General features: G+C 35.1%; 18 protein-coding genes. 7 read left to right on the top strand and 11 right to left on the bottom strand.

All coding sequences use genetic code 11. The annotated features are described in order from the left end of the window. Positions 1-5: 5 nt before the first annotated feature. From MYP_RS16835 to MYP_RS16825, 3 genes are read right to left on the bottom strand one after another with little or no spacing between them, the layout of a single operon-like run. Complete coding sequence (locus tag MYP_RS16835; RefSeq protein ID WP_045465866.1) at positions 6-1,628, bottom strand: hypothetical protein; 1,623 nt, start codon at positions 1,626-1,628, stop codon at positions 6-8. Further along, a complete protein-coding gene (locus MYP_RS16830; RefSeq protein ID WP_045465863.1) occupies positions 1,628-6,652 on the bottom strand; it encodes a C25 family cysteine peptidase in 5,025 nt (1,674 codons plus the stop codon). The genes MYP_RS16835 and MYP_RS16830 overlap by 1 nt, the downstream gene beginning before the upstream one ends. Positions 6,653-6,658: 6 nt before the next feature. Continuing rightward, complete coding sequence (locus MYP_RS16825; RefSeq protein WP_052430291.1) at positions 6,659-7,735, bottom strand: hypothetical protein; 1,077 nt, start codon at positions 7,733-7,735, stop codon at positions 6,659-6,661. A 304-nt stretch (positions 7,736-8,039) separates the two neighbouring features. On the opposite strand from MYP_RS16825, the gene MYP_RS25285 reads away from it, so the two are divergent. Continuing rightward, on the top strand, positions 8,040-8,648 hold the full coding sequence (locus tag MYP_RS25285; RefSeq protein ID WP_052430290.1) for a hypothetical protein: 609 nt from the start codon (positions 8,040-8,042) through the stop codon (positions 8,646-8,648). Next, on the top strand, positions 8,638-9,231 hold the full coding sequence (locus MYP_RS16815) for a hypothetical protein (protein WP_045465860.1): 594 nt from the start codon (positions 8,638-8,640) through the stop codon (positions 9,229-9,231). The genes MYP_RS25285 and MYP_RS16815 overlap by 11 nt, the downstream gene beginning before the upstream one ends. Positions 9,232-9,239: 8 nt before the next feature. Here MYP_RS16815 and MYP_RS16810 read toward each other — a convergent pair whose 3' ends face one another. Together MYP_RS16810 and MYP_RS16805 are read right to left on the bottom strand one after the other, a co-directional pair. Next, positions 9,240-10,937 carry a M3 family oligoendopeptidase gene (locus MYP_RS16810; RefSeq protein WP_370568883.1) on the bottom strand — a complete coding sequence of 566 codons (1,698 nt, stop codon included), beginning with the start codon at positions 10,935-10,937 and terminating at the stop codon, positions 9,240-9,242. Positions 10,938-10,941: 4 nt separating this feature from the next. Then, complete coding sequence (locus tag MYP_RS16805) at positions 10,942-12,000, bottom strand: ferredoxin--NADP reductase (protein ID WP_045465855.1); 1,059 nt, start codon at positions 11,998-12,000, stop codon at positions 10,942-10,944. Positions 12,001-12,401: 401 nt separating this feature from the next. Between MYP_RS16805 and MYP_RS16800 the strand changes: the two genes are divergently transcribed. Further along, positions 12,402-13,004, top strand: a complete 603-nt coding sequence (locus tag MYP_RS16800; protein WP_045465853.1) for an HAD family hydrolase — start codon at positions 12,402-12,404, stop codon at positions 13,002-13,004. 15 nt (positions 13,005-13,019) lie between these two features. On the opposite strand, the gene MYP_RS16795 is transcribed toward MYP_RS16800, so the two are convergent. Beyond that, a complete protein-coding gene (locus MYP_RS16795; RefSeq protein ID WP_045465851.1) occupies positions 13,020-13,958 on the bottom strand; it encodes a hydrogen peroxide-inducible genes activator in 939 nt (312 codons plus the stop codon). 103 nt (positions 13,959-14,061) lie between these two features. Between MYP_RS16795 and MYP_RS16790 the strand changes: the two genes are divergently transcribed. From MYP_RS16790 to MYP_RS16775, 4 genes are all read left to right on the top strand, one after another. Beyond that, positions 14,062-14,616, top strand: coding sequence for a peroxiredoxin (locus MYP_RS16790; protein ID WP_045465848.1), 555 nt, complete (start codon positions 14,062-14,064; stop codon positions 14,614-14,616). Positions 14,617-14,633: 17 nt separating this feature from the next. Beyond that, a complete protein-coding gene (locus MYP_RS16785; RefSeq protein ID WP_045465845.1) occupies positions 14,634-15,215 on the top strand; it encodes a carboxymuconolactone decarboxylase family protein in 582 nt (193 codons plus the stop codon). Between the two features lie 139 nt (positions 15,216-15,354). Beyond that, positions 15,355-16,656 (top strand): erythromycin esterase family protein, encoded by a 1,302-nt coding sequence (locus tag MYP_RS16780; protein WP_045465842.1) that lies wholly within the window; start codon positions 15,355-15,357, stop codon positions 16,654-16,656. A gap of 118 nt (positions 16,657-16,774) precedes the next feature. Beyond that, positions 16,775-17,152 carry a hypothetical protein gene (locus MYP_RS16775; RefSeq protein WP_045465838.1) on the top strand — a complete coding sequence of 126 codons (378 nt, stop codon included), beginning with the start codon at positions 16,775-16,777 and terminating at the stop codon, positions 17,150-17,152. Between the two features lie 64 nt (positions 17,153-17,216). On the opposite strand, the gene MYP_RS16770 is transcribed toward MYP_RS16775, so the two are convergent. The 5 genes from MYP_RS16770 to infC form a co-directional block, all read right to left on the bottom strand. Then, complete coding sequence (locus MYP_RS16770; RefSeq protein WP_231570064.1) at positions 17,217-17,519, bottom strand: heavy-metal-associated domain-containing protein; 303 nt, start codon at positions 17,517-17,519, stop codon at positions 17,217-17,219. An 82-nt stretch (positions 17,520-17,601) separates the two neighbouring features. Continuing rightward, positions 17,602-18,003 carry a response regulator gene (locus MYP_RS16765; RefSeq protein WP_045465835.1) on the bottom strand — a complete coding sequence of 134 codons (402 nt, stop codon included), beginning with the start codon at positions 18,001-18,003 and terminating at the stop codon, positions 17,602-17,604. 171 nt (positions 18,004-18,174) lie between these two features. After that, positions 18,175-18,519 carry a 50S ribosomal protein L20 gene (rplT, locus tag MYP_RS16760; RefSeq protein ID WP_028978497.1) on the bottom strand — a complete coding sequence of 115 codons (345 nt, stop codon included), beginning with the start codon at positions 18,517-18,519 and terminating at the stop codon, positions 18,175-18,177. Positions 18,520-18,624: 105 nt separating this feature from the next. Beyond that, complete coding sequence (rpmI, locus tag MYP_RS16755; protein ID WP_045465831.1) at positions 18,625-18,819, bottom strand: 50S ribosomal protein L35; 195 nt, start codon at positions 18,817-18,819, stop codon at positions 18,625-18,627. A 26-nt stretch (positions 18,820-18,845) separates the two neighbouring features. Continuing rightward, positions 18,846-19,400 carry a translation initiation factor IF-3 gene (infC, locus tag MYP_RS16750; RefSeq protein WP_051312768.1) on the bottom strand — a complete coding sequence of 185 codons (555 nt, stop codon included), beginning with the start codon at positions 19,398-19,400 and terminating at the stop codon, positions 18,846-18,848. Positions 19,401-19,427 lie beyond the last annotated feature (27 nt).

Below are 19,427 nucleotides of genomic sequence, written 5' to 3'. Positions count from 1 at the left end.
TAAATTTATTGAGAAACAACGAAAGCTTTAAGCTGTTCATTCTGAAATCTCTCCTCTTCAATTGGGCTGAATAGAAACTCTTTATTATAAAAAAAACGAAAATATCTTCCAAGGAAATCCTTATCATCTTCCGTTGCTATCAATACAATTTGATCATTGTTAGAAGCTTTTTGAAATAAACCCAATATAGATACTGAACCGACAATATTACTTACCATTTTCTGATTTTCAGGCAAAAACGATAACCCACCAGAAAGTCTAACCATTTTATCCCCCATATACATCGGATAATATTTAAACGGATCAAGAAAAGAAATATGACTTCCTAATGAGGTAATCAATACAACCTTGCCTTTACTAAAGTCATTTATTGTTTTTAAGGTTGCTTCATTTTTTTTTCGGACTGCAATGTTAAAATTTACTCTGCTATTTATTTTATAAACAGTTAAAGCAAAGGAAAACAATACCAGAGCCATAAAAAACCTTTGCCTTACCAGCCATCGAACTGCAGATTCAACATCTGCCAATACAAACAGAACGATTGTAAAAAGCAAAATTGAAGGACCAATAATTCGCGGTTCTGACTTTAAGGCCAATGAGATAAACGTTATCATTACATAGAAAAATATGTAGTAGCAAACAATAAATAAAAATTCCTTTTTAGTTTTTGTTTTATAAAAAAATATAAGCAATGCTAAATTGATAAGAAGTAAGAAAAAGTAATTTCTCAATACTAGATCAATAAAATATACCACATCATACTTAAAGCTTGACTTAAGAAAATTAATATGATAATCATCCAGGAAATTTCGCAATACATCAGTATTAATAATTTTGGTATCAGCATAAAACCATTTGTAAATCGCTTCTAACAGGAGTTTTCCCTGTTCATCCATAATTTTATCTGAATCAATATATTTATAATCATATATTTTCTGAATTACTCCAATTTGGTCAACCTCTGGTGATGTCTCATAGATTTGAAATATTACAGAAATCAAAATGACTGGTATGATTAATGACGACCGATATAATACATTTTTTCCTTCCCTAATAAATTGAATGACAAAGGCAGGAACCAGGACCAGAAAAGAAAGATTCAGACAACTGAATCTAATAAATGAAGCTATCAACAGGAAGGTCCATAATATGACTGTCTGAAAACGGGTCAGCTTTTCAGAAAAGACAAGTTTTAGTATAATCAAACCGCATGCAAGTATCGCTACCCTTGTATAAGTTAAATACATTACATTTTCAGAAATAGCAGCTATGAAAAACAAAAGGAAAAAACCCCAGGATATCCAATAAAATTCAGGATCTTCTGACTTTTTATTTATAAAAAAAGAGGCAGTGATGTATATGGAAACAAGTAGAATCCCATAGATAAAAAAAGAGTAAAATGGGAAGGCTGGATTAATAATATAAAGCCTGCCTAAAACTTCAGATAATAATGGAAGCCAAACAATAAAATTGAAAATAGGATGCTCTTGATTTCTTAACGCATAATCTCTGGATACATCATCATTATTTTCGTAGTAAAAACCTATGCTAAAATATACCAGGATAAGTAATAGAGGTGGAAATCCCCAGAAAATTATCCTTTGCCAAAGATTACTCCCAATTCGCATCAACGGAGTATGTATAGTTTCCCGAAATCCTTTTTAAAAGCTTTATCTCCTGCTGTAGGTCTTTGTTTAAAATTATCTCCTGCATTTTTAATGACTACTCTGTATAGATATACGCCATTGGCGAGTTTATCTCCAAATTCATCTCTTCCATCCCAGGCATAATCCGAAATATTGTTTCCTATCCGGATAGATCCAAGTTCTGATTTTGTAATCTCTCTCACTACTTTACCTGTTACAGTCATAATCTGGATCTTCAGATCTTCAGGAATATAGCTTCCTGTAAGAGTAAACACAAATCTGGTAGAAGTTGAAAACGGATTGGGATAAGGATAAAAATGAGAAATGGTAGAAGCATTTTCAACGGTAAATGTTATTTCATAAAAATTCTTACCTGATTTATTATTAGAAGCATCTGCACCTTGAACAATTAACTTATAAGTTCCATCAGGAAGATTTTTAGGGTTATAGTCAATACTGAATGTATTGGTTTTTGCATTAGCAGTTTGTCCCCATCTCAATATATCGGGATTTGAAAAATATATAGCTTCAGGGTTTTGCCCTGGTCTTTGCAGGAAAACAGAAATTCCAACGGAGTCTGTTTTAAGAAGATACTTATTCTCATCATTAATTATGATGTTGATTAACGGGCTTGGAGAAACCAGGTCTCCATCCATTATATGAATACCATCAAATATAACATCCAGCAAAGGATTAGTCTTATCTCCTTCAACATCAAAGTTTATTTCAAGGATATTATTATTGTAATACTGCTCCTTTTGAAGGCGAGGATTTACATAAGTCTGAAATAAATTTTTACCTGAAAACCCTGCAGTAGTAATATCATGGCTAAAACGCACAGTTGCAAGAGGATCAAGTTTTCCAATGTTAACAATGGATGTATCAACCTTACCAGTTGAAATGTTTTTAAGAGTGTATTTCACTTTCAAACTATCCTTAAAAGGTATGTTGGTTATATTCGTAAAATCGAAATCAAGATTGATAGGCGCCCCTTCCGGTTTTTGATTGATTTTATATTGTTCCAGCTTTCCTGCTACCGGACTAATTGTTCCTTCAGGAACAGGACTGTAAATAACCTGCCACTTCCTTAAATCAGGAGGAGTAAGATTTATACTATCCAGCATTTCAGCATATAGTTTAATATAAGGATACTGATCGGCATTTATCAAAGTATTCAGATCAAGGCTGTCTTTTTGTGGGATAGCCAAAGTATCAGAAACACCGTTAAGATTAAATCTGATAATCTTAATTTCAAAGTTATCATTAGCTTCTTTTTCAACTTTGTTAAAAAGACTCCCCCATTCGTCTGCCGGCCCGATTAAAGTAGAGGTAATAGATCCCTTGTAATTAGTCCCTAACAAGACAGTATCAAGATCAAGCTGAGTTTCAGAGAACCTTTCATAGATTGGAGATGAAAGACCTTTTTTAGTAAGAATTATATAGGCATAATTATTTTTAAGACTATCAATCAGTTTGGCACCCAATTCATTTTTAAAAAGATCTTTTGTACTCTGAGACCAATTCTCAAATGAAACCATCCCATGACTTATTAATACTATATAATCTCCATACCTGACACTTTTGATATATGTAGAATATTGATGTTCCATAAGAGCTGCAATAACACGTTCAGCTCTGCCACACAAATCTACACCACGGCTCGCCAAATAAAACTCGCTGCTTATTCTATCAAAGGATAAACCAAGCATTCTGCCGACAAGAGTATCTGTCTGACATCCTCCTCTTCCATTATAAACCCATGGAATACCATTTGTATTGACAATTGTTTGAGCAAACTGGTTATCATTATGCTCAGGAAATTCAGAATTTACAGGTGGATAAAATTTTGGACCAGCAGAATGAAGTATTATTCTGGTTTTCTGATCAGAAAATTTAAAAGTTCCTCTTACAGTATCTACGTTTGCACTTAATCCTTCATCTTTGAGAAACTGAGGGTATTCACTCTGAGACCAGCCCTCCGGACTTTTATTAATGAATATAAATGAACTAGTCCCCCATAGTTGTTCGCCCTCATTTGCCTGAACTTTTTTAATTCTCCAGTAATATACAATACTGTCATTAGAAACAATGGTATCCAGCAATTTGACATTTTGCCATTTTATCAAAGAACCTGAATGGAGTGTCGTTGATTTCCTAAATGGACTATTAAACTTCCACGAAGTATCTAATTCAATATAATAATCTGCCTCATCTTCAAATAAATCGGTTGTCTGAGCTATGAATGTGACGGGCTGCTTATTCACTACACTAAATTCGGCAGGATACAGACATGCAACAGCGCTAAGAGGAATAAAATAATCCAGAGTAGCTTTATTGTTAATGTAATCATCAGCTTCTGGTATTGCATTTTCACAATCAAGTGTAATCTCGAAATTATTCATTCCATAGGTCTCCGCACCTTTGGAACGGACTGTGTAATAAATAGTGTCTTCAAAACTAATGGGAGAAAAATAAACAGGACTTTCATTGATTACCTTGGTTCCAATAGTTCTCCTTAAACAAACACTAAATGAATCTGAATTCGTAATCCCCAAATTGCTAACAGGAATGCCAATTGCAAAAGAATCTGATACTGCTGTAATTCTATCTGAGTTAAAGGACTTCAAAAATAGCCCTGAATTATTTATAGCATAATCAGTTGTTGATTTGCCATGCTGATTAAAACCGGGTGCATAAAATCTGATTGCAGGATCTCCTACTAAAATCATCTGTTCTGCATTGGCAACAGGCACTTCCTGGTTTGTGGATCCTAAATAAGCTTCAATAACTTCCCTTTGAATCTGTCCTAGAGGTCTATGCATTCCAAGAGTATCAGAGAACATCTTTCTATACAAGAAATCTGAATACCTTCTTAGCTCCTGAGGATAGCCTGCATCAGAGTGTCCAATGAAAAGTACAGCACCTTTATTTGCAGTTAAAGTCCAGTCTTCAGCAAAAGAGTTTCCAAAAAATACATTGGAAGAAGAACATCCATTCATTAAAATCATCGGATATTTCCCCTTATTGTTATAACCATATACGTTCATGGAAACAAAACCAATATCTACATCTGAAAATGAGGGAGACGAATGACCAAAAAATGTTATAAGTCCTACCCCGTCATTAACTTCAGAGGAGAGGTTTATAAATTCAGTAGGATTGGTCGAATTTTTCACAAAACTTTTTACCCTTCCTCCCCAATATGCACCTTCTGCAATCGATTTAAATCCAGCAAGATAATCTCTGAAAGTAATAATCTGATTCGCGTTATTTCCTCCGCTAAGATGTACAAGTTTCTTTCTCCATAAAGCATTGGGATTTGATGAAGCGCTTTCATGTTCTTTGACTTTATTCAAATAGTTCGCTACCTGATCATTATTTCTTGCAGGAATTCTTCCTATTGGTATCCTGGGAACATTTTTACTTTTGCCCCCTAATCCAGTTACATAAATCCAGTCACTTCCAGGGCTTCCAGCTGGCGGAATTAAATCATCCACCCGCTCTGCGATATTAGGATTTGTTCTTGAAGGGGTCGGATTTAATCGGTAAAAAACATTATTTGTTTTATGAGCCGGATCAAGACCTTTTCCTATGATCAATGCATATTCCGGTTTACCTTTATCAATATAATAATTTAAAAATTTTCTAATCGCTGCAGATGACTTTTCACCATATGTAAACATATCATATAGCTTCTGCACATCTACAACAAGAGGTAAATGACCTCCCCCTTCTATTGATTGCCTGTAAGAAGCATATTCATTAGCCTTTGTCCATAACTGGCGATGCGTTATGATCAGATAATTTAAGTTTAAAGGATAAGGTGATAGGTCAGCTTCTGAAATTCTTGTTACTCTATTATAGTTAGCTGCACTGGTAATGAAATATTTTGATCCTGAGAAACTATTTACAGGCAGTTGTAGATTGCCTCCTGATAATTGCCCTTTTATAAGTTTCAAATTATTTCTATCGTATAAATCATATACAACAGGTATAGAAGGTACTGAATATATCCCTGAGACGGAAACTAATGTTGCAGAAGGCAAAAGGTTTAACACGGCTTCAGTCCTTCCGGCCATATCTGTTCCCTGAGGATATGTAAGTTTCATATACGCTACTGAAACTGCATCTGCATCAGAGCCAACTCCCAATATTTTAATGGTAACTTTAAGCTGCCCTCCTGAAAAAGCTAATGGATTTACGTCGATCTGAAACTTCTTATTTCTATGATTTGAAAAACCATTTACGTTGTAAGAATAAGGACTTGAAGACGCGTCATTTCCCAGAATTACCTGAAGATTATGATTAAGGTCATTTCTTCCGGAAAAAAGTATTTCAAGCGTAGGAGATTGGCCAGCACTATAATAATTAAGTGTGTTAAACAGATATTCAGAACTTTCACCTTTGTATTTCACTTTACCTGTCCATCCTTCTCCATAATCCCAGGATGATTTGGCTGTCTCAATAGAATAATTCATTCCCCTGTCATATTCATCTGTATAGACATTTAATATTTCTTCAAGATGATAAGTCTCAGATGTACCGGAAAAAGCTCCGGTAATTTCCTGCATTCTCTTTCCATTAATAGAATTAGAGATAGTAAGAAAATAAGCTGAAGTATCTGAATATAAACTATAATACTTATGAGGCTGACTATTATAAGGATCATAAAGAAGGCTATCTAATTCGCCGTTGTTTCTTATTCCATAAAAAATCAAAGAATCATTCTGATCAAAATGAGCATCTTCTTCTCCTTTTATAAGAATTGCCTGTTCTTTTCCGCGATGAAAAAGTTGTATCTTTTTACAATCTGCACTGTTTAATGGCACTCCTGCATTTACCAGATCATTGTAGGTTAATACGTACATCCCACTCTTTGATACCGGGATTCTAAAATATCGTTGTCCTGAAACTATCCATTCATTTCCATAAATCTGAGCAAAGGAACAATGAAAGAATATAAAAAAAGAAAAAAGGAAACCACATTTTAGCAAACGCTTCACCATAAACTATCACTTAAGAGCAAGCTTTAAAGAAAAAATATTGGAATAGAGATTCGCATCAGCACCGACACCTGTCAGAGCATAATCAATAGAGACTCTGTTTATTTTAATTCCTACTCCGAAATTAGCCTGAATATCTGTTTTGGTTTTACCATCAAAATCTTTTATCTGCTGAGTGTTTCCGGCACCTGCCCGAAGGAAAACCAGTTTTTTATAATCCAACTCCAGACCAACATGAGGATCAATTGAAGCAAAATTTGATTTTACCAATACGTTTCTTTTCCTATCAAATGTAAAATCGAAATCCATTCCTGCAAGAATACCAAACTTATCCTTACTAAATCTTTTCGATCTCCCTACTCCGAATATCAATCTTGGCAATGTTACTTCTACTGAATTCTGAGGGATTTCATTGCCTGTCTGGGCAAAAGTTTTTTCAAATAAAGCGGTGTTAAAAGACCAGGCGTTGTAAGTACCTGTTACATCTCTTGCCATAAGACCAAATTGCCAGTTTTTTCTTACATATTGGGCTCCGGCATCCAGACCAAACCCCCAGGCATTACCAAAGGGACCAACTGTTCTGTGAATAACTTTCAATGTAGCGCCCAGATTTAATCCTGGTAATAAATTATTAGTCCGGGCAAATGAAACAAGAAAAGCATAATCCGCTGAAGAAAAATAACTTATGTTATTATAATTTGGGGTGTTGTTTCCCTGATTATCATATAGGTTTAATGTATTAGGAATTTCATCTGTCCCGAATCGGATAGCATTGATCGCCAAAACAGAGTTACTGTCAAGTCTCACTGCTGCTCCCAGGTAGTCATACTTAGCCATACCAGCAAAGTATTCAGCATGCATACCAGCAAGCTCATACTTAGACTGAATTTTTAATAAACCTGCAGGGTTCCAATAACCCGCTGTTACATCTCCCACTGTGGCAGCCTGAACATTAAACATGCCTAAAGCCCGGGAGCCTACACCGATATTCAAAAATTCGTTACTGTATTTGGGAGCTGTTAATTGTCCGAAAGCAAAATGAACAGAGCAAAAAATGATTATAAAAAGAATGGTACCTTTTTTCATGTCAAATTTTTATTCCTTACAACGATTATAACCTTAAATTAATGTATTCAGGATGTGAAATTACATCTGTTTTAATGCTTTTCATAACTTAATCCATATTAAAATGAAAAGGTAAGCGGTATATTTCGGATTTTTCATATTTGAAAAATCCTAAAATAAATTTGATTGTACTTCGTTTAAAGGCTTTTTTATTAAAAATTTAAAAAAAAACGAGAAACATGAAGATCATAAATTTTAATCATTCGTTTCTGAATTTATAAGAAAAATATAATTTTGACTTTATTGATAGTTCTTAACTTAATTTATGAGAATCATTTCTATTCTATTTTCAATTGTTTTTGCTTTTTACCTGATTGGTTGTAAAAATGAAAAACAGGAGTCTAAACAGAAAGGCCAAGCTGAGAAAGACAGTTTACTAATTAGTGCTAAAATTATTTCAGATAGTCTTCAGGCCAATTGGGGGATTATGATCAAATCTGATGATCAAAAATTTGAAAATATAAAACGTCTTCTTCAGGAAATATCATATACTTCCGGATATAACCACCTTCTTCATGATTCTCTCGTTAAAGCCTGTGATCAGGTTAAAAATTCCAGATACACTCAGGAAACGATGGATGCTCAAGCTATAGATAATTATGATGCTCTAACTGACAAATATATAGGTAGAGTGATGTCGCTTGCAGGCAGCACTCCGGAATTACCTCAGCATCCACTTGCGGAAGAATTGATCAGTGAAATAAATGAAGCAAACACAAACACTCTTATCAAATTGAGGGTTAACTACGGAAGATGGGTCATGATCAACAATGAATTTGTCAAAGCATATAAGAAAGAACTGACTGCAGCAGGCCCTCCATATAGCGAAATGAAAGAGTTAAATGAATTTATGGGATCTTCCAATGTTCAATAAACTACAGGCGAAATTATTTATGGCTATCCTGGGGATAGCTATCTTTTATGCGTGTTCAAAGAAAACCGCTACTACGACATCGTCTCAGCCAGATTTCAAGACTAATCTTAAAATGGTTGTAGATAGCATGTATACGAACTGGTCATCCATGGATGCATCGGAAAAAGATAAACTACAATCTATAGACAGGTTGCTGGATGAGCTTTCTTACATAAATGGCTCAAACACCGTTAAAATAGATAGTCTGAAATCTAGTGTCAAAATCATCAAGACGGCAATGCTTCGTGCTGAAAGCATGACCAGCCAGGAGATTGATGATTATGATGTCTTGACAGACAAATTGATCCGAAGCACTCTTGCATTGATTGCTTCAACGCCTTCTACCGAAGAGCATCCGTTGATCGCAAAACTTGAAAGCTCCATTACAACTGCCGATGGCAACCTTATTGTGCTCAGATATAAGTACGACAGGTGGGCCATTCAATTCAATGAAATTGTAACAAATAATAAAGGACGTCTTACTAAAATGGGCACCCCATATTCGGAATACAAAATTCGGCCGTTATTCCAAATTCAGCCTTGATTTCAAAGCTATAGTTTTGACAACTCTGACTGAACAAATCCGATCAGGTTCTTTATATTTTCTTTAGAAAAATCAAACTTTATACCGGCGGCTTCATAGATGGCCCCTATAGGCTTGGTATATCCAAGCTTTAAAGCTTCTTTGTAAGCTTTATACCCCATTTCCGGATTCTCTTTATAATTCTTCCACACAGCAATAGCTCCAAGCTGGGCCATTCCATACTCTATGTAATAAAATGGGACTTCAAAAATATGAAGTTGCTTCTGCCACAGATACTCAAGACTCTCTTCAAGGCCTGTCCAATCAGTGATACTATTACTGAATTCTGTAACTATACTTTTCCAGGCATCCTTTCTTTGTTCTGCAGTATGTTCAGGGTTCAGGTACATCCAATGCTGAAACTTGTCTATGGTTGCAACCCAGGGCAATGTAGATATGATACTTTCCAGATGCTCTCTTTTGGCTCTGATCAGATCTTCTGTGTTCGGAAAAAATATATCCCAATACTCCATACTTATCAGTTCCATTGACATTGAAGCTAATTCCGCAACTTCAGATGGCACTTGCTTAAATGTATTCAGCGGAAGATCCTTGGTAAGGAATGAATGTAATGCATGTCCACCTTCATGGACCATTGTTACTAAATCCCTTAAAGAAGAAGTAGCATTCATAAAGATAAATGGAACTCCGGTTTCATCTAATGGATAGTTATATCCACCAGGAGCCTTGCCTTTTCTGGAAACTAAATCAAGATGCCCCATTTGCTTCATTGATGAAATGCATTCACCAAGGTACGGGTCAATTTGTGTGAAGCATTTTATAGTCTTTTCTTCAAGCTCCTCCCCTGTTTCAAAAGGTTTTAAAGGCCCCGTACCCAAATAATTTATATTACTATCCCATGGCTTTAACTGATCTAATCCTAGGGCTTGCTTTCTTTCTTTAGCAAACTCATTCAAAAGCGGTACGACTTCTGATTTTACAGCTTTATGAAATGCATAACAATCCTCAGCAGAATAATCGAAACGCCCCATAGAGCGAAACATATAATCTCTGAAATTGGAAAAATCAGCGTTCAATGCAACCTCATTCCTAAGCTGGATTAACTTATCTAATAAATCATCCAGGTTATCTTTATCCTTAAGTCTTCTTGAAACTATTTCTCTATATGCATTTTCCCTTACATGTCTGTCTGAGGACTGAAGGTAGTCTGAAGCTTGCTGAAGAGTCAACTCTTTACCCTCTATTGTAACAGTCATAGCGCCGGAGATTGCGCCATACTGTTGAGCTTCCTGATCAAGTTGTGTAAAAAGCGGAATATTCTTTTCTCTGAAAATTTCAAAGTCCTTTTTGAGAGTTCTTCTTAGAATATCAAACCCTTGCTCCTGAAGCTCTTCAATGTAAGGGCTTTCAATAGCTTTCTTGTTTAATACATTTGTATAAGGCGCTACATTTGGTTGTATTTCTGAAACAAAGAAGTTGAAACTATCGACAAACTCTTTATTTGCGGTATCTCCAGTCATTCTGATATAGCGCCATGCAAGATCTTCAGAAAGTACAGATTCTAATTCGCTTCTGTCCAAAAACCATTGATTCAGCTCATGAGCATTATTAATTTCCCTTGATTCTAACTTTTCAAAAAATGGTTTTACAACATCCCAGTTTTCTACTTTAAACTCCTCGGTTAAAAAGGTTCTTTTTTTTCTCACCACATTAATCTATTTCAATCACTACATTAGGAGTTACAGGATGTCCTACGCAAGTCAGGACATATCCCTTCTCCAACTCTATATCAGAAAGTGCGTCACTATCATCAAGATGTACCTTTCCGCTGATACATTTACCCATACAAGCTGTACACATTCCACTCTGACAAGAATATGGCAAATCAATGTTTTGCTTTAATGCAACTTCAAGGATTGATTTATTTGGAGGCACTGTTATTTTATATTCGCTTCCCTGATAAATAATAGTAACGTCCTGAGGAGATTCAGGGCTATCAGAAACGACTTTGCCACTACTCAATGCATTGGCATCAGCAGGAAGGAAACTTTCTTTTTTAATCTGGCTTTTAGAAACTTTTAATAGTTCTAGTGCACCTATTGCTTCCTGCATCATTCCATCCGGACCGCAAACATAATACTCAGCTTTTTCAATTTTGAGTTTATTAAAAGATTCCAGAAGCTTGATCACTTCCGACCTGTTCAACCGTCCGGCAGGCAATGATTTGTCCTGAGGCTGACTCAATCTGTGTATTACAGTAAACCTATCCTTAAATTCTGATTGTAATGATTCAAGTTTATGTTTAAAGATAATGGAATTTTCATTTCGATTGCCATAAATCAGGAACACCTTGCTTTTAGGCTCTTTTTCAAGGGCAGTTTTTGCAATTGAAATTAGTGGTGTAATTCCACTCCCAGCTCCAATAAGGACAATATCTACAGCTCTCGAAGGATCGGGGGTAAAATTAAATGTTCCCGCAGGCTCCATTATTTCCAAAGTATCTCCTTGTTTTAAATTATCGGGAAGATAATTGGATACTACTCCATTTGTAATTCTCTTAATGGTAACAGCTAATTCTTTGTCTGTATAAGGAGAAGAACAAAGGGAATAAGACCTTCTTAATTTATCACCGTTTACAGGAACTATTAAAGTTAAAAATTGACCTGACTTATAGGATATTTGTTTTGATCCACTCTCGAAGACCACTGTAATAGTGTCTGAAGTTTCTTTTATTATTTCCTTAACTTTTAGGTGATGATACTGGCTCATAAGTTCTTTAAGTCGAAATGATTTCTACAAAGAAAACAAAATTCATCGAATAAAATCATTAAATGGGCCATTAGATTGATTTAGAAATTAGGTAAAATCTGCTTCACTAAAGTCTACCTTATCTTTTCTAAAAAACTGTGTTTCGCAACTTGAATAAATATCCATGACAAAAAACATTTTCAGGCAAGTCGGATGAACAAACCTCTGTTGGTTCATTAAAAGTCACAAAATAATTTATTACTAAAGAATTAAAAGTCAACTTCATGTTCATCTCCATATACATGAATAATGATAAAAATTAAAAAACAGTAAGAGATTACATAAAAAAAGCTTCTATAATTTCAGATGTTATCATTGAATTTTCTGCTACTTACCTTATGTTTGTTATATAGATTATAATTATGATTGAAATTCCAATTGCATCTAATACTAAAGGTTTAATATTTGATATAGATGGCACCCTTGTAGATACTATGTACCTTCATTATAAAGCTAGTCAGATTGCTTGTAATGAATATGGCTTTGATTTCCCCTTGGATTTCTTTAAAGCGTATGCAGGAGTTCCTACACTTACAGTTTTTGAGCTTTTAATGAAACATCTTGGCCTTGACTTTAACGGCCGTGAAATTGGTCAAAAAAAAGAAAATCTGTACCTCGAACTGGTTCATGAGGTCAAACCGCTTCAACCTGTATATGATATTGTTCTTAAATATGAAGGAAAACTTCCTATAGCACTGGGAACCGGAGCTACGCGTGAAATTGCAATGATGACCTTGAAAGCTGCAGGTATACTTGACAAATTTGAACACATTGTAACTTGTGAAGATGTCAAGAATCCTAAACCTGCACCAGATACATTTTTACAATGTGCATCATTGATTGGTATTGAACCTCAATTCTGTCAGGTATTTGAAGACGGAGATGCAGGTATTAAAGCTGCATTGGAAGGAGGAATGATGGCTACAGACATAAGGCAATATGTAGATGTAAATATTCAGCTTTAATAGCTGAATATTTACTTATAACTCAATGTTAATTATGTTCGGATTATCTTTTTTCATTTTTTGAGGAACTTTGGCTATAATCTCTTCTGATAGTACTTCATTCAGTCTTTCCTTCACAATATTTCTATGTGTTACCAGTACGACCTCTCTTACGGGCTCTGGCTCATAAAAATATCTTACCATTCCTCTTTGACCTGCATTTAAATCAGCTAAAGCCAACTCCGGCAAAAGGGTTACCCCCTGATTCAATTCGACAAGCTTCTTTAATGTCTCGATACTACCTGCCTCGTATATTACCTGACTGTCTCCATTGTCATGACCTGATGCTTTACACATTTTCAAAACCTGACTCCTCATACAATGCCCTTCCTGCAAAAGCCATAAGTCATTTACCTCCAGATCTTCCTCCTTCAAAATCTTTTTCTTGTATAATGTATGTTTTTTCGAAACATAAGCTACGAATGGTTCATAAAACAATTTCTTCTCATGTATCTGGGGATCTCCCAAAGGCCCCACCAAAATTCCAGTATCCAGCAGATCATTTTTTAATCTATATAAAATATCTTCTGTTTTCAGCTCCTCCAGAATTACTTTGACAGAAGTATACTTTTTTATAAAGGAAGGGAGAAATAAAGGAATGAGATATGGGGCAAGTGTTGGAATTATCCCAATCTTTATTTCTCCTTCTAAAAGACCTTTTTTTGAATTAATAATCTCTTTTATCTTAGCAGATTCTTTTAGTATTCTGCGGGCTTGTGCAATTACATCTTTTCCGGCATCTGTTGGTATTACCGGTTGTTTTCCTCTGTCAAACAAAAGAATCCCAAGCTCTTCTTCTAACTTTTGAATCTGCATACTTAAGGTTGGTTGGGTTACAAAACATTTTTCAGCTGCAATCCCAAAATGCCTGAATGTATCCAGGGCCACGATATATTCCAATTGAACCAGTGTCATAGTTTCTATCTATTCTCCTATAAAAATAATCAATTTGTTCTATCAGAACAAGTGCCCCATATTTGCATCAGTTCAAATTTCACATAACAAAAACATTAAACTCATGAAAAACTATATTTTGTCAGTAGGTTCAGCATTTCCGGAATTCAGAAAAAAGACCGTGGTTTCACTGGAAAAAGGTAAAGAATTTTCAGAGTTCAGTTCTGAGGATTATAAAACCAATAATCAATGGTTAGTAATGTTCTGGTGGCCCAAAGATTTCACCTTTGTTTGTCCTACCGAAATAGCTGAATTCAATAAGAGAGCTCAGGATTTTGCAGATCGGGATGCAATACTTATTGGGGCTTCAACTGATTCAGAATTTGTTCACCATGCCTGGAGAAACAATCATAACGACTTAAAAGATCTAAAATTTCCAATGCTTGCAGATACTAACAGATCACTTGCAGAAGAATTGGGAATATTGGAAGCAGAAGAAAAAGTGGCCTACAGGGCAACATATATTGTAGATCCAACTGGCATTGTTAGATGGGTAAGTCTTAATGACCTTAGCGTAGGGAGAAATGTAAATGAGGTATTAAGAGTGCTTGATGCATTGCAAACAGATGAACTTTGTCCTTGCAACTGGACCAAAGGAGAAGCAACTTTAGCAGTTTAACACTAATTAACTTTAAAATGACAACTATAACTTCAGATACACTGACAACACTTCTAAGAGAAGTTGGCGTCGAATCCATTGATAATAGTACATTAACAAACATAGGAGAAAAATATCCGAAATATCTCAAAGATTTAAGAATAAATATCAGCAATGGGTTTAATTCTCCAAACCTCACAAAAAAAGAGTCTTACTTAATTGCATATGGTGTAGCTATTAATGAAAAAAATCAAGTTCTTATAAAGGGACTTGAATCAAGGAGTAAAGAAGAAGGAGCTTCGGATGAAGAAATTGCAGAGATAGCGTCTTGTGTGTCCTTACTGAATGCAAACAATGTGTACTATCGTTTCAGACATTTCACCCAAAAGGACTTCTATACCCAGACGCCGGCGGGCATAAAAATGAGTATTATGGCATCACCTGTTACAGGTAAAGAATTCTTCGAACTTGTAAGCCTTGTAATCAGTGCCTTAAACGGCTGTGAAATGTGTGTCAATGCACACGAAGAATCACTCTTAAAACTAAATACCTCCCAATCCAGAATTCTTGATTCTATCAGATTAGGAGCAGTATTAAAAAGTCTTGCTGCTGTTCTGTAATTTGTTTGGTTGAGACAGGTTCTTGATAAGACCTGTCTCTTTTTTCTATTATTTTAAATAACTTTTTTCATACCTGCATCTAATAAAATCCACAACAAAAAAGGTTAGCTTGAGTTGGACTTTTTGAACTTTATCCAATATGAAACCTACCGCTACTTCAAAAAAAATCTCAAGCAGTGAACCTGTTACAATTCATAGTCCCTTGTCTTCGGCAGCAGATCTGGATCCTTTAATTCAATTGATCGGTGATTCAAAGTACGTTCTGCTTGGGGAAGCATCCCATGGGACACATGAGTATTATATATGGAGGACTGCAATAAGCAAAAGGCTTATAGAGGAAAAAGGTTTTTCTTTTATTGCCGTTGAAGGAGATTGGCCAGATTGCTACCAAGTCAACAGATTTGTGAAAAGCTATCCAGATGCTCCGGTTAAGGTTACTGACTTATTAAAGAAATTTAACCGTTGGCCAACCTGGATGTGGTCTAACTGGGAAATTGCAGCCCTCGCAGAATGGCTTAAAAATCATAATCTTCATTTGGAAGACCATCATAAAGCAGGATTCTATGGACTTGATGTTTACAGTCTATACGAATCTCTTGACAATATGCTCAAATACCTGTCAACAGAAGATCCTGAAGCGGCAGAATATGTAAAATCAGCCATTCATTGCTTTGAACCATTTCATGGAGATGATCACAAGCATCCGGGAAACATTTCAAAAATTTGCAAAGAAAAAGTAAAAGCACTATTACTTCAGATAAAATCCAAATTGCCAGGTTACGACAAAGACCGAGAGGCTCCTTTAAATACGGAACAGAACGCATATGTAGCCCTCAATGCGGAAAAGTATTATAGTGATATGCTTTCGTTTGGTTCCAACTCCTGGAACATCCGGGATATGCATATGGCCGATACCTTAGAGCGTTTAATGAAATTTCATGGAAAAAATGCAAAGGCTATCATTTGGGAACACAATACTCACATAGGAGATGCCCGTGCAACAGATATGAAGGATGATGGATTACTAAATATCGGACAAATTTTGCGGGAAAAACATCAATCTGATGGAGTTGTATTGGTTGGTTTAGGATCATACAAAGGGACAGTTGTTGCAGGGCCTAAATGGGGCGCCCCAATGAAGATCATGGAAGTGCCGGAAGCCAGGGAAGATAGCATTGAAGCAATGCTCCATAATGAATCTGCCACCAATCGATTAATTATTTCGGAAAAGCAAAAAGGAGTTTATAGAAAATCCATTCCACACAGAGCCATTGGCGTTGTTTACAATCCTGAGAGAGAGCATTGGGGGAATTATGTCCCCTCAATAATGGCAGAAAGGTATGATGCTTTTTTGTTCTTTGATGAAACAAAAGCACTACATCCAATTCACACAGCTCCAGATAAATCTGAAACTCCGGAGACTTATCCCTTCGGAATGTAGAAACTTTAAAAAAATTGTAAAGGTTAAAATATAGAAGCAGGGAGGAGCATTTAAGCTTTTCATGTTTAAAAGATCTTCCGATTTTAGTTCGTTGGATTTCAAATTTAAACCAATACATATGAATAATTTTATAATATTATATCGGTTTCGAAGCCCTGAATCAGGGAACGTGTTTTTAGAATCTATTGAAAAAACATTTCCCAGGCATCTTATCTATAAGTTAGGAGGAATCCAGTATTTTCTTCTTAATTCCAAACTAATTGCGGAGGTCCAGGATAAAGTGAATGACATATTTGATATCCTTGACATTCGCGATGATGATTATGTAGCAATATATTATACCAGAGAAGAAGAACCTGATGACATCAAAAGGCTAATGATGCTAGGGCATTCAGAATTGATTGATGAAGATTTAAAAAATGGAGGAACTGTTTTTACAAGAACCTTAAGTGAACTACTGGATTACGATCTCAGTAAACAAAAAGCAGAACTTTAATTATTTAAAAAAGTATAAAAGGAGGTTATTGCGAGTAAAAACCTCCTTTTTATTATTCGTACTATTATTCAATCTCTTTGCAACAACCTGGAAGTTTATCATGAGCTGTTGAACTCATAGGAACAAGCTTAGTTCCATGCCCCACACTAGCTATAGCTTTATGAATTTCTAATTCGGAAATCTTAGCCGTATCATAAGTAACGGTTAGTTGATGGCTTTCAAGATTAAAATCAGCACTTTCAACTCCTGCCAGTCTATTTGCGGTAGCTTCAATCCTTTCTTCACACATTTCGCAATTTGCCCTTACATAAAATTCGGAAGCTTCTTGCTGATCATTAGACTGACACCGCCAAAATAAAACTATCAAAATAGTAGCTAAAAAATACTTAGCAAAACCAGAATACATAAATTTCTTTTTATTGATGAATTATCAGAAAACTTCTTCAAATTTAATCAATATTTTTTGAAAGTAGATTCTTAAGCTTAGCTTCTGTGAGAGGTTTATTAATGTATTCAAAATCACCCAGGTTTTTTACTTTATCCACATCTTTTTGGTTAGAAGAAGTCGTTAATATTGCAACTTTGACATTTTCCTTGTTATTAAAATCCATTTTATTGAAAATGGAAAGGAACTCGATGCCATCCATGACAGGCATATTTATATCCAAAAGGATAAGTTCAGGACAAGTTTTGTCTTCAGAATTGCAATTATCCTTGATATAATCAATACCTTCTTCACCATTAAGGGCTACTTCTATTTTGGGATTTTCCAAATGTTTTGAAATAAGCCTTTTGTTAATGAAATTAGTGATATTATCATCATCTACTAAAAGAATTGAATTTAAGCCCATTCATTAAACTTTTATTGACTTCTAAATTTTAACAAATAAAAAGTTGAGAATGTTTATTTTCAATTTCATTGTGGCTAAAAATCAACTAGTTATAAAAAAAATACAAATAAACTTAAGAGAAAAAAAAAGTCCCTCAAATGAGGGACTTTTATATTCATAGTAAATGAATTCTTACTTAACTTTTTGAAGAATTGCTTTAAAAGCAGCAGGATCGTTCAATGCCAAATCAGCAAGAACCTTTCTATTGATTTTAGATCCTGAAGCATTCAGTTTACCCATGAATTTTGAGTAAGAAAGCCCCTGCTCTCTTGCAGCTGCATTTATTCTCATAATCCAAAGACTTCTGAAATGTCTTTTCTTCTGTTTTCTGCCGATATAAGCATAAACAAGACCTTTTTCAACTGCGTTTTTTGCTACAGTGTGAACGTTTTTTCTTCTGCCGAAATAACCTTTCGCAGCTTTTAATACTTTTTTTCTTCTTTCGCGGGAAGCAACCGATGGTACCGACCTTGGCATAATTAATTTGTTTTTTGGATTTTGGTGACCCTTTCGGGTTCTTTATACCGCATCCTGGTTTAACATTGATTTTAACCTAATCACAAATCAGAAACTGATTCGCAATTATAGCTGAAGCATTGCTTTTACGTTGTTAGTATCAGCGTTGCTTACAAGAGTAGCATGAGTAAGCCCTCTTTTTCTTTTAGTAGATTTTTTGGTTAGGATGTGGCTTTTAAAAGCGTGTTTTCTTTTAATTTTACCAGTTCCAGTAACCTTAAATCTCTTTTTTGCACCAGATTTAACTTTTACTTTCGGCATTTTTATGTTTACTTTTAAATTAAAGCTTATTTTTTCAACTTCGGAGTAAGCATGATAATCATTCTCTTCCCTTCAAGTTTTGGCATATCCTCTACTTTTCCAACTTCTTCCAGTGCATTGGCAAACTTCAAAAGCAAATGTTCTCCTCTTTCTTTGTAGACAATTGTTCTACCTACAAAATGCACATAAGCCTTCACCTTTGAACCTTCTTTCAGAAAGTTTAGAGCATGTTTCAACTTAAATTCAAAATCATGATCATCTGTGTTAGGACCAAATCTGATTTCTTTTACTACAACTTTATGAGTTTTAGCTTTAAGCTCTTTTTGCTTTTTCTTCTGCTCGTATTTAAATTTGGAGTAATCTGTGACTTTACAAACCGGAGGATCTGCATTTGGAGATATTTCCACCAGATCTAACCCAACACCTTTTGCAATTTGAATCGCCTCCTGAATGGGATAAATCCCTTGTTCTATATTCTCACCAACTACACGTACCTTAACAGCGCGAATTTTCTCATTGATGTTATAGGGCTCTTCTTTTTGTCTCGGACCCCTATCTCTCGGACCTCTTTGTAATGCCATTTATTTAACAAAACCTCCTTGTTATTC

It is taken from the genome of Sporocytophaga myxococcoides (genome assembly GCF_000775915.1).
Lineage (GTDB): Bacteria > Bacteroidota > Bacteroidia > Cytophagales > Cytophagaceae > Sporocytophaga > Sporocytophaga myxococcoides_A.
This window is presented reverse-complemented; position numbering and strand designations above follow the sequence as displayed.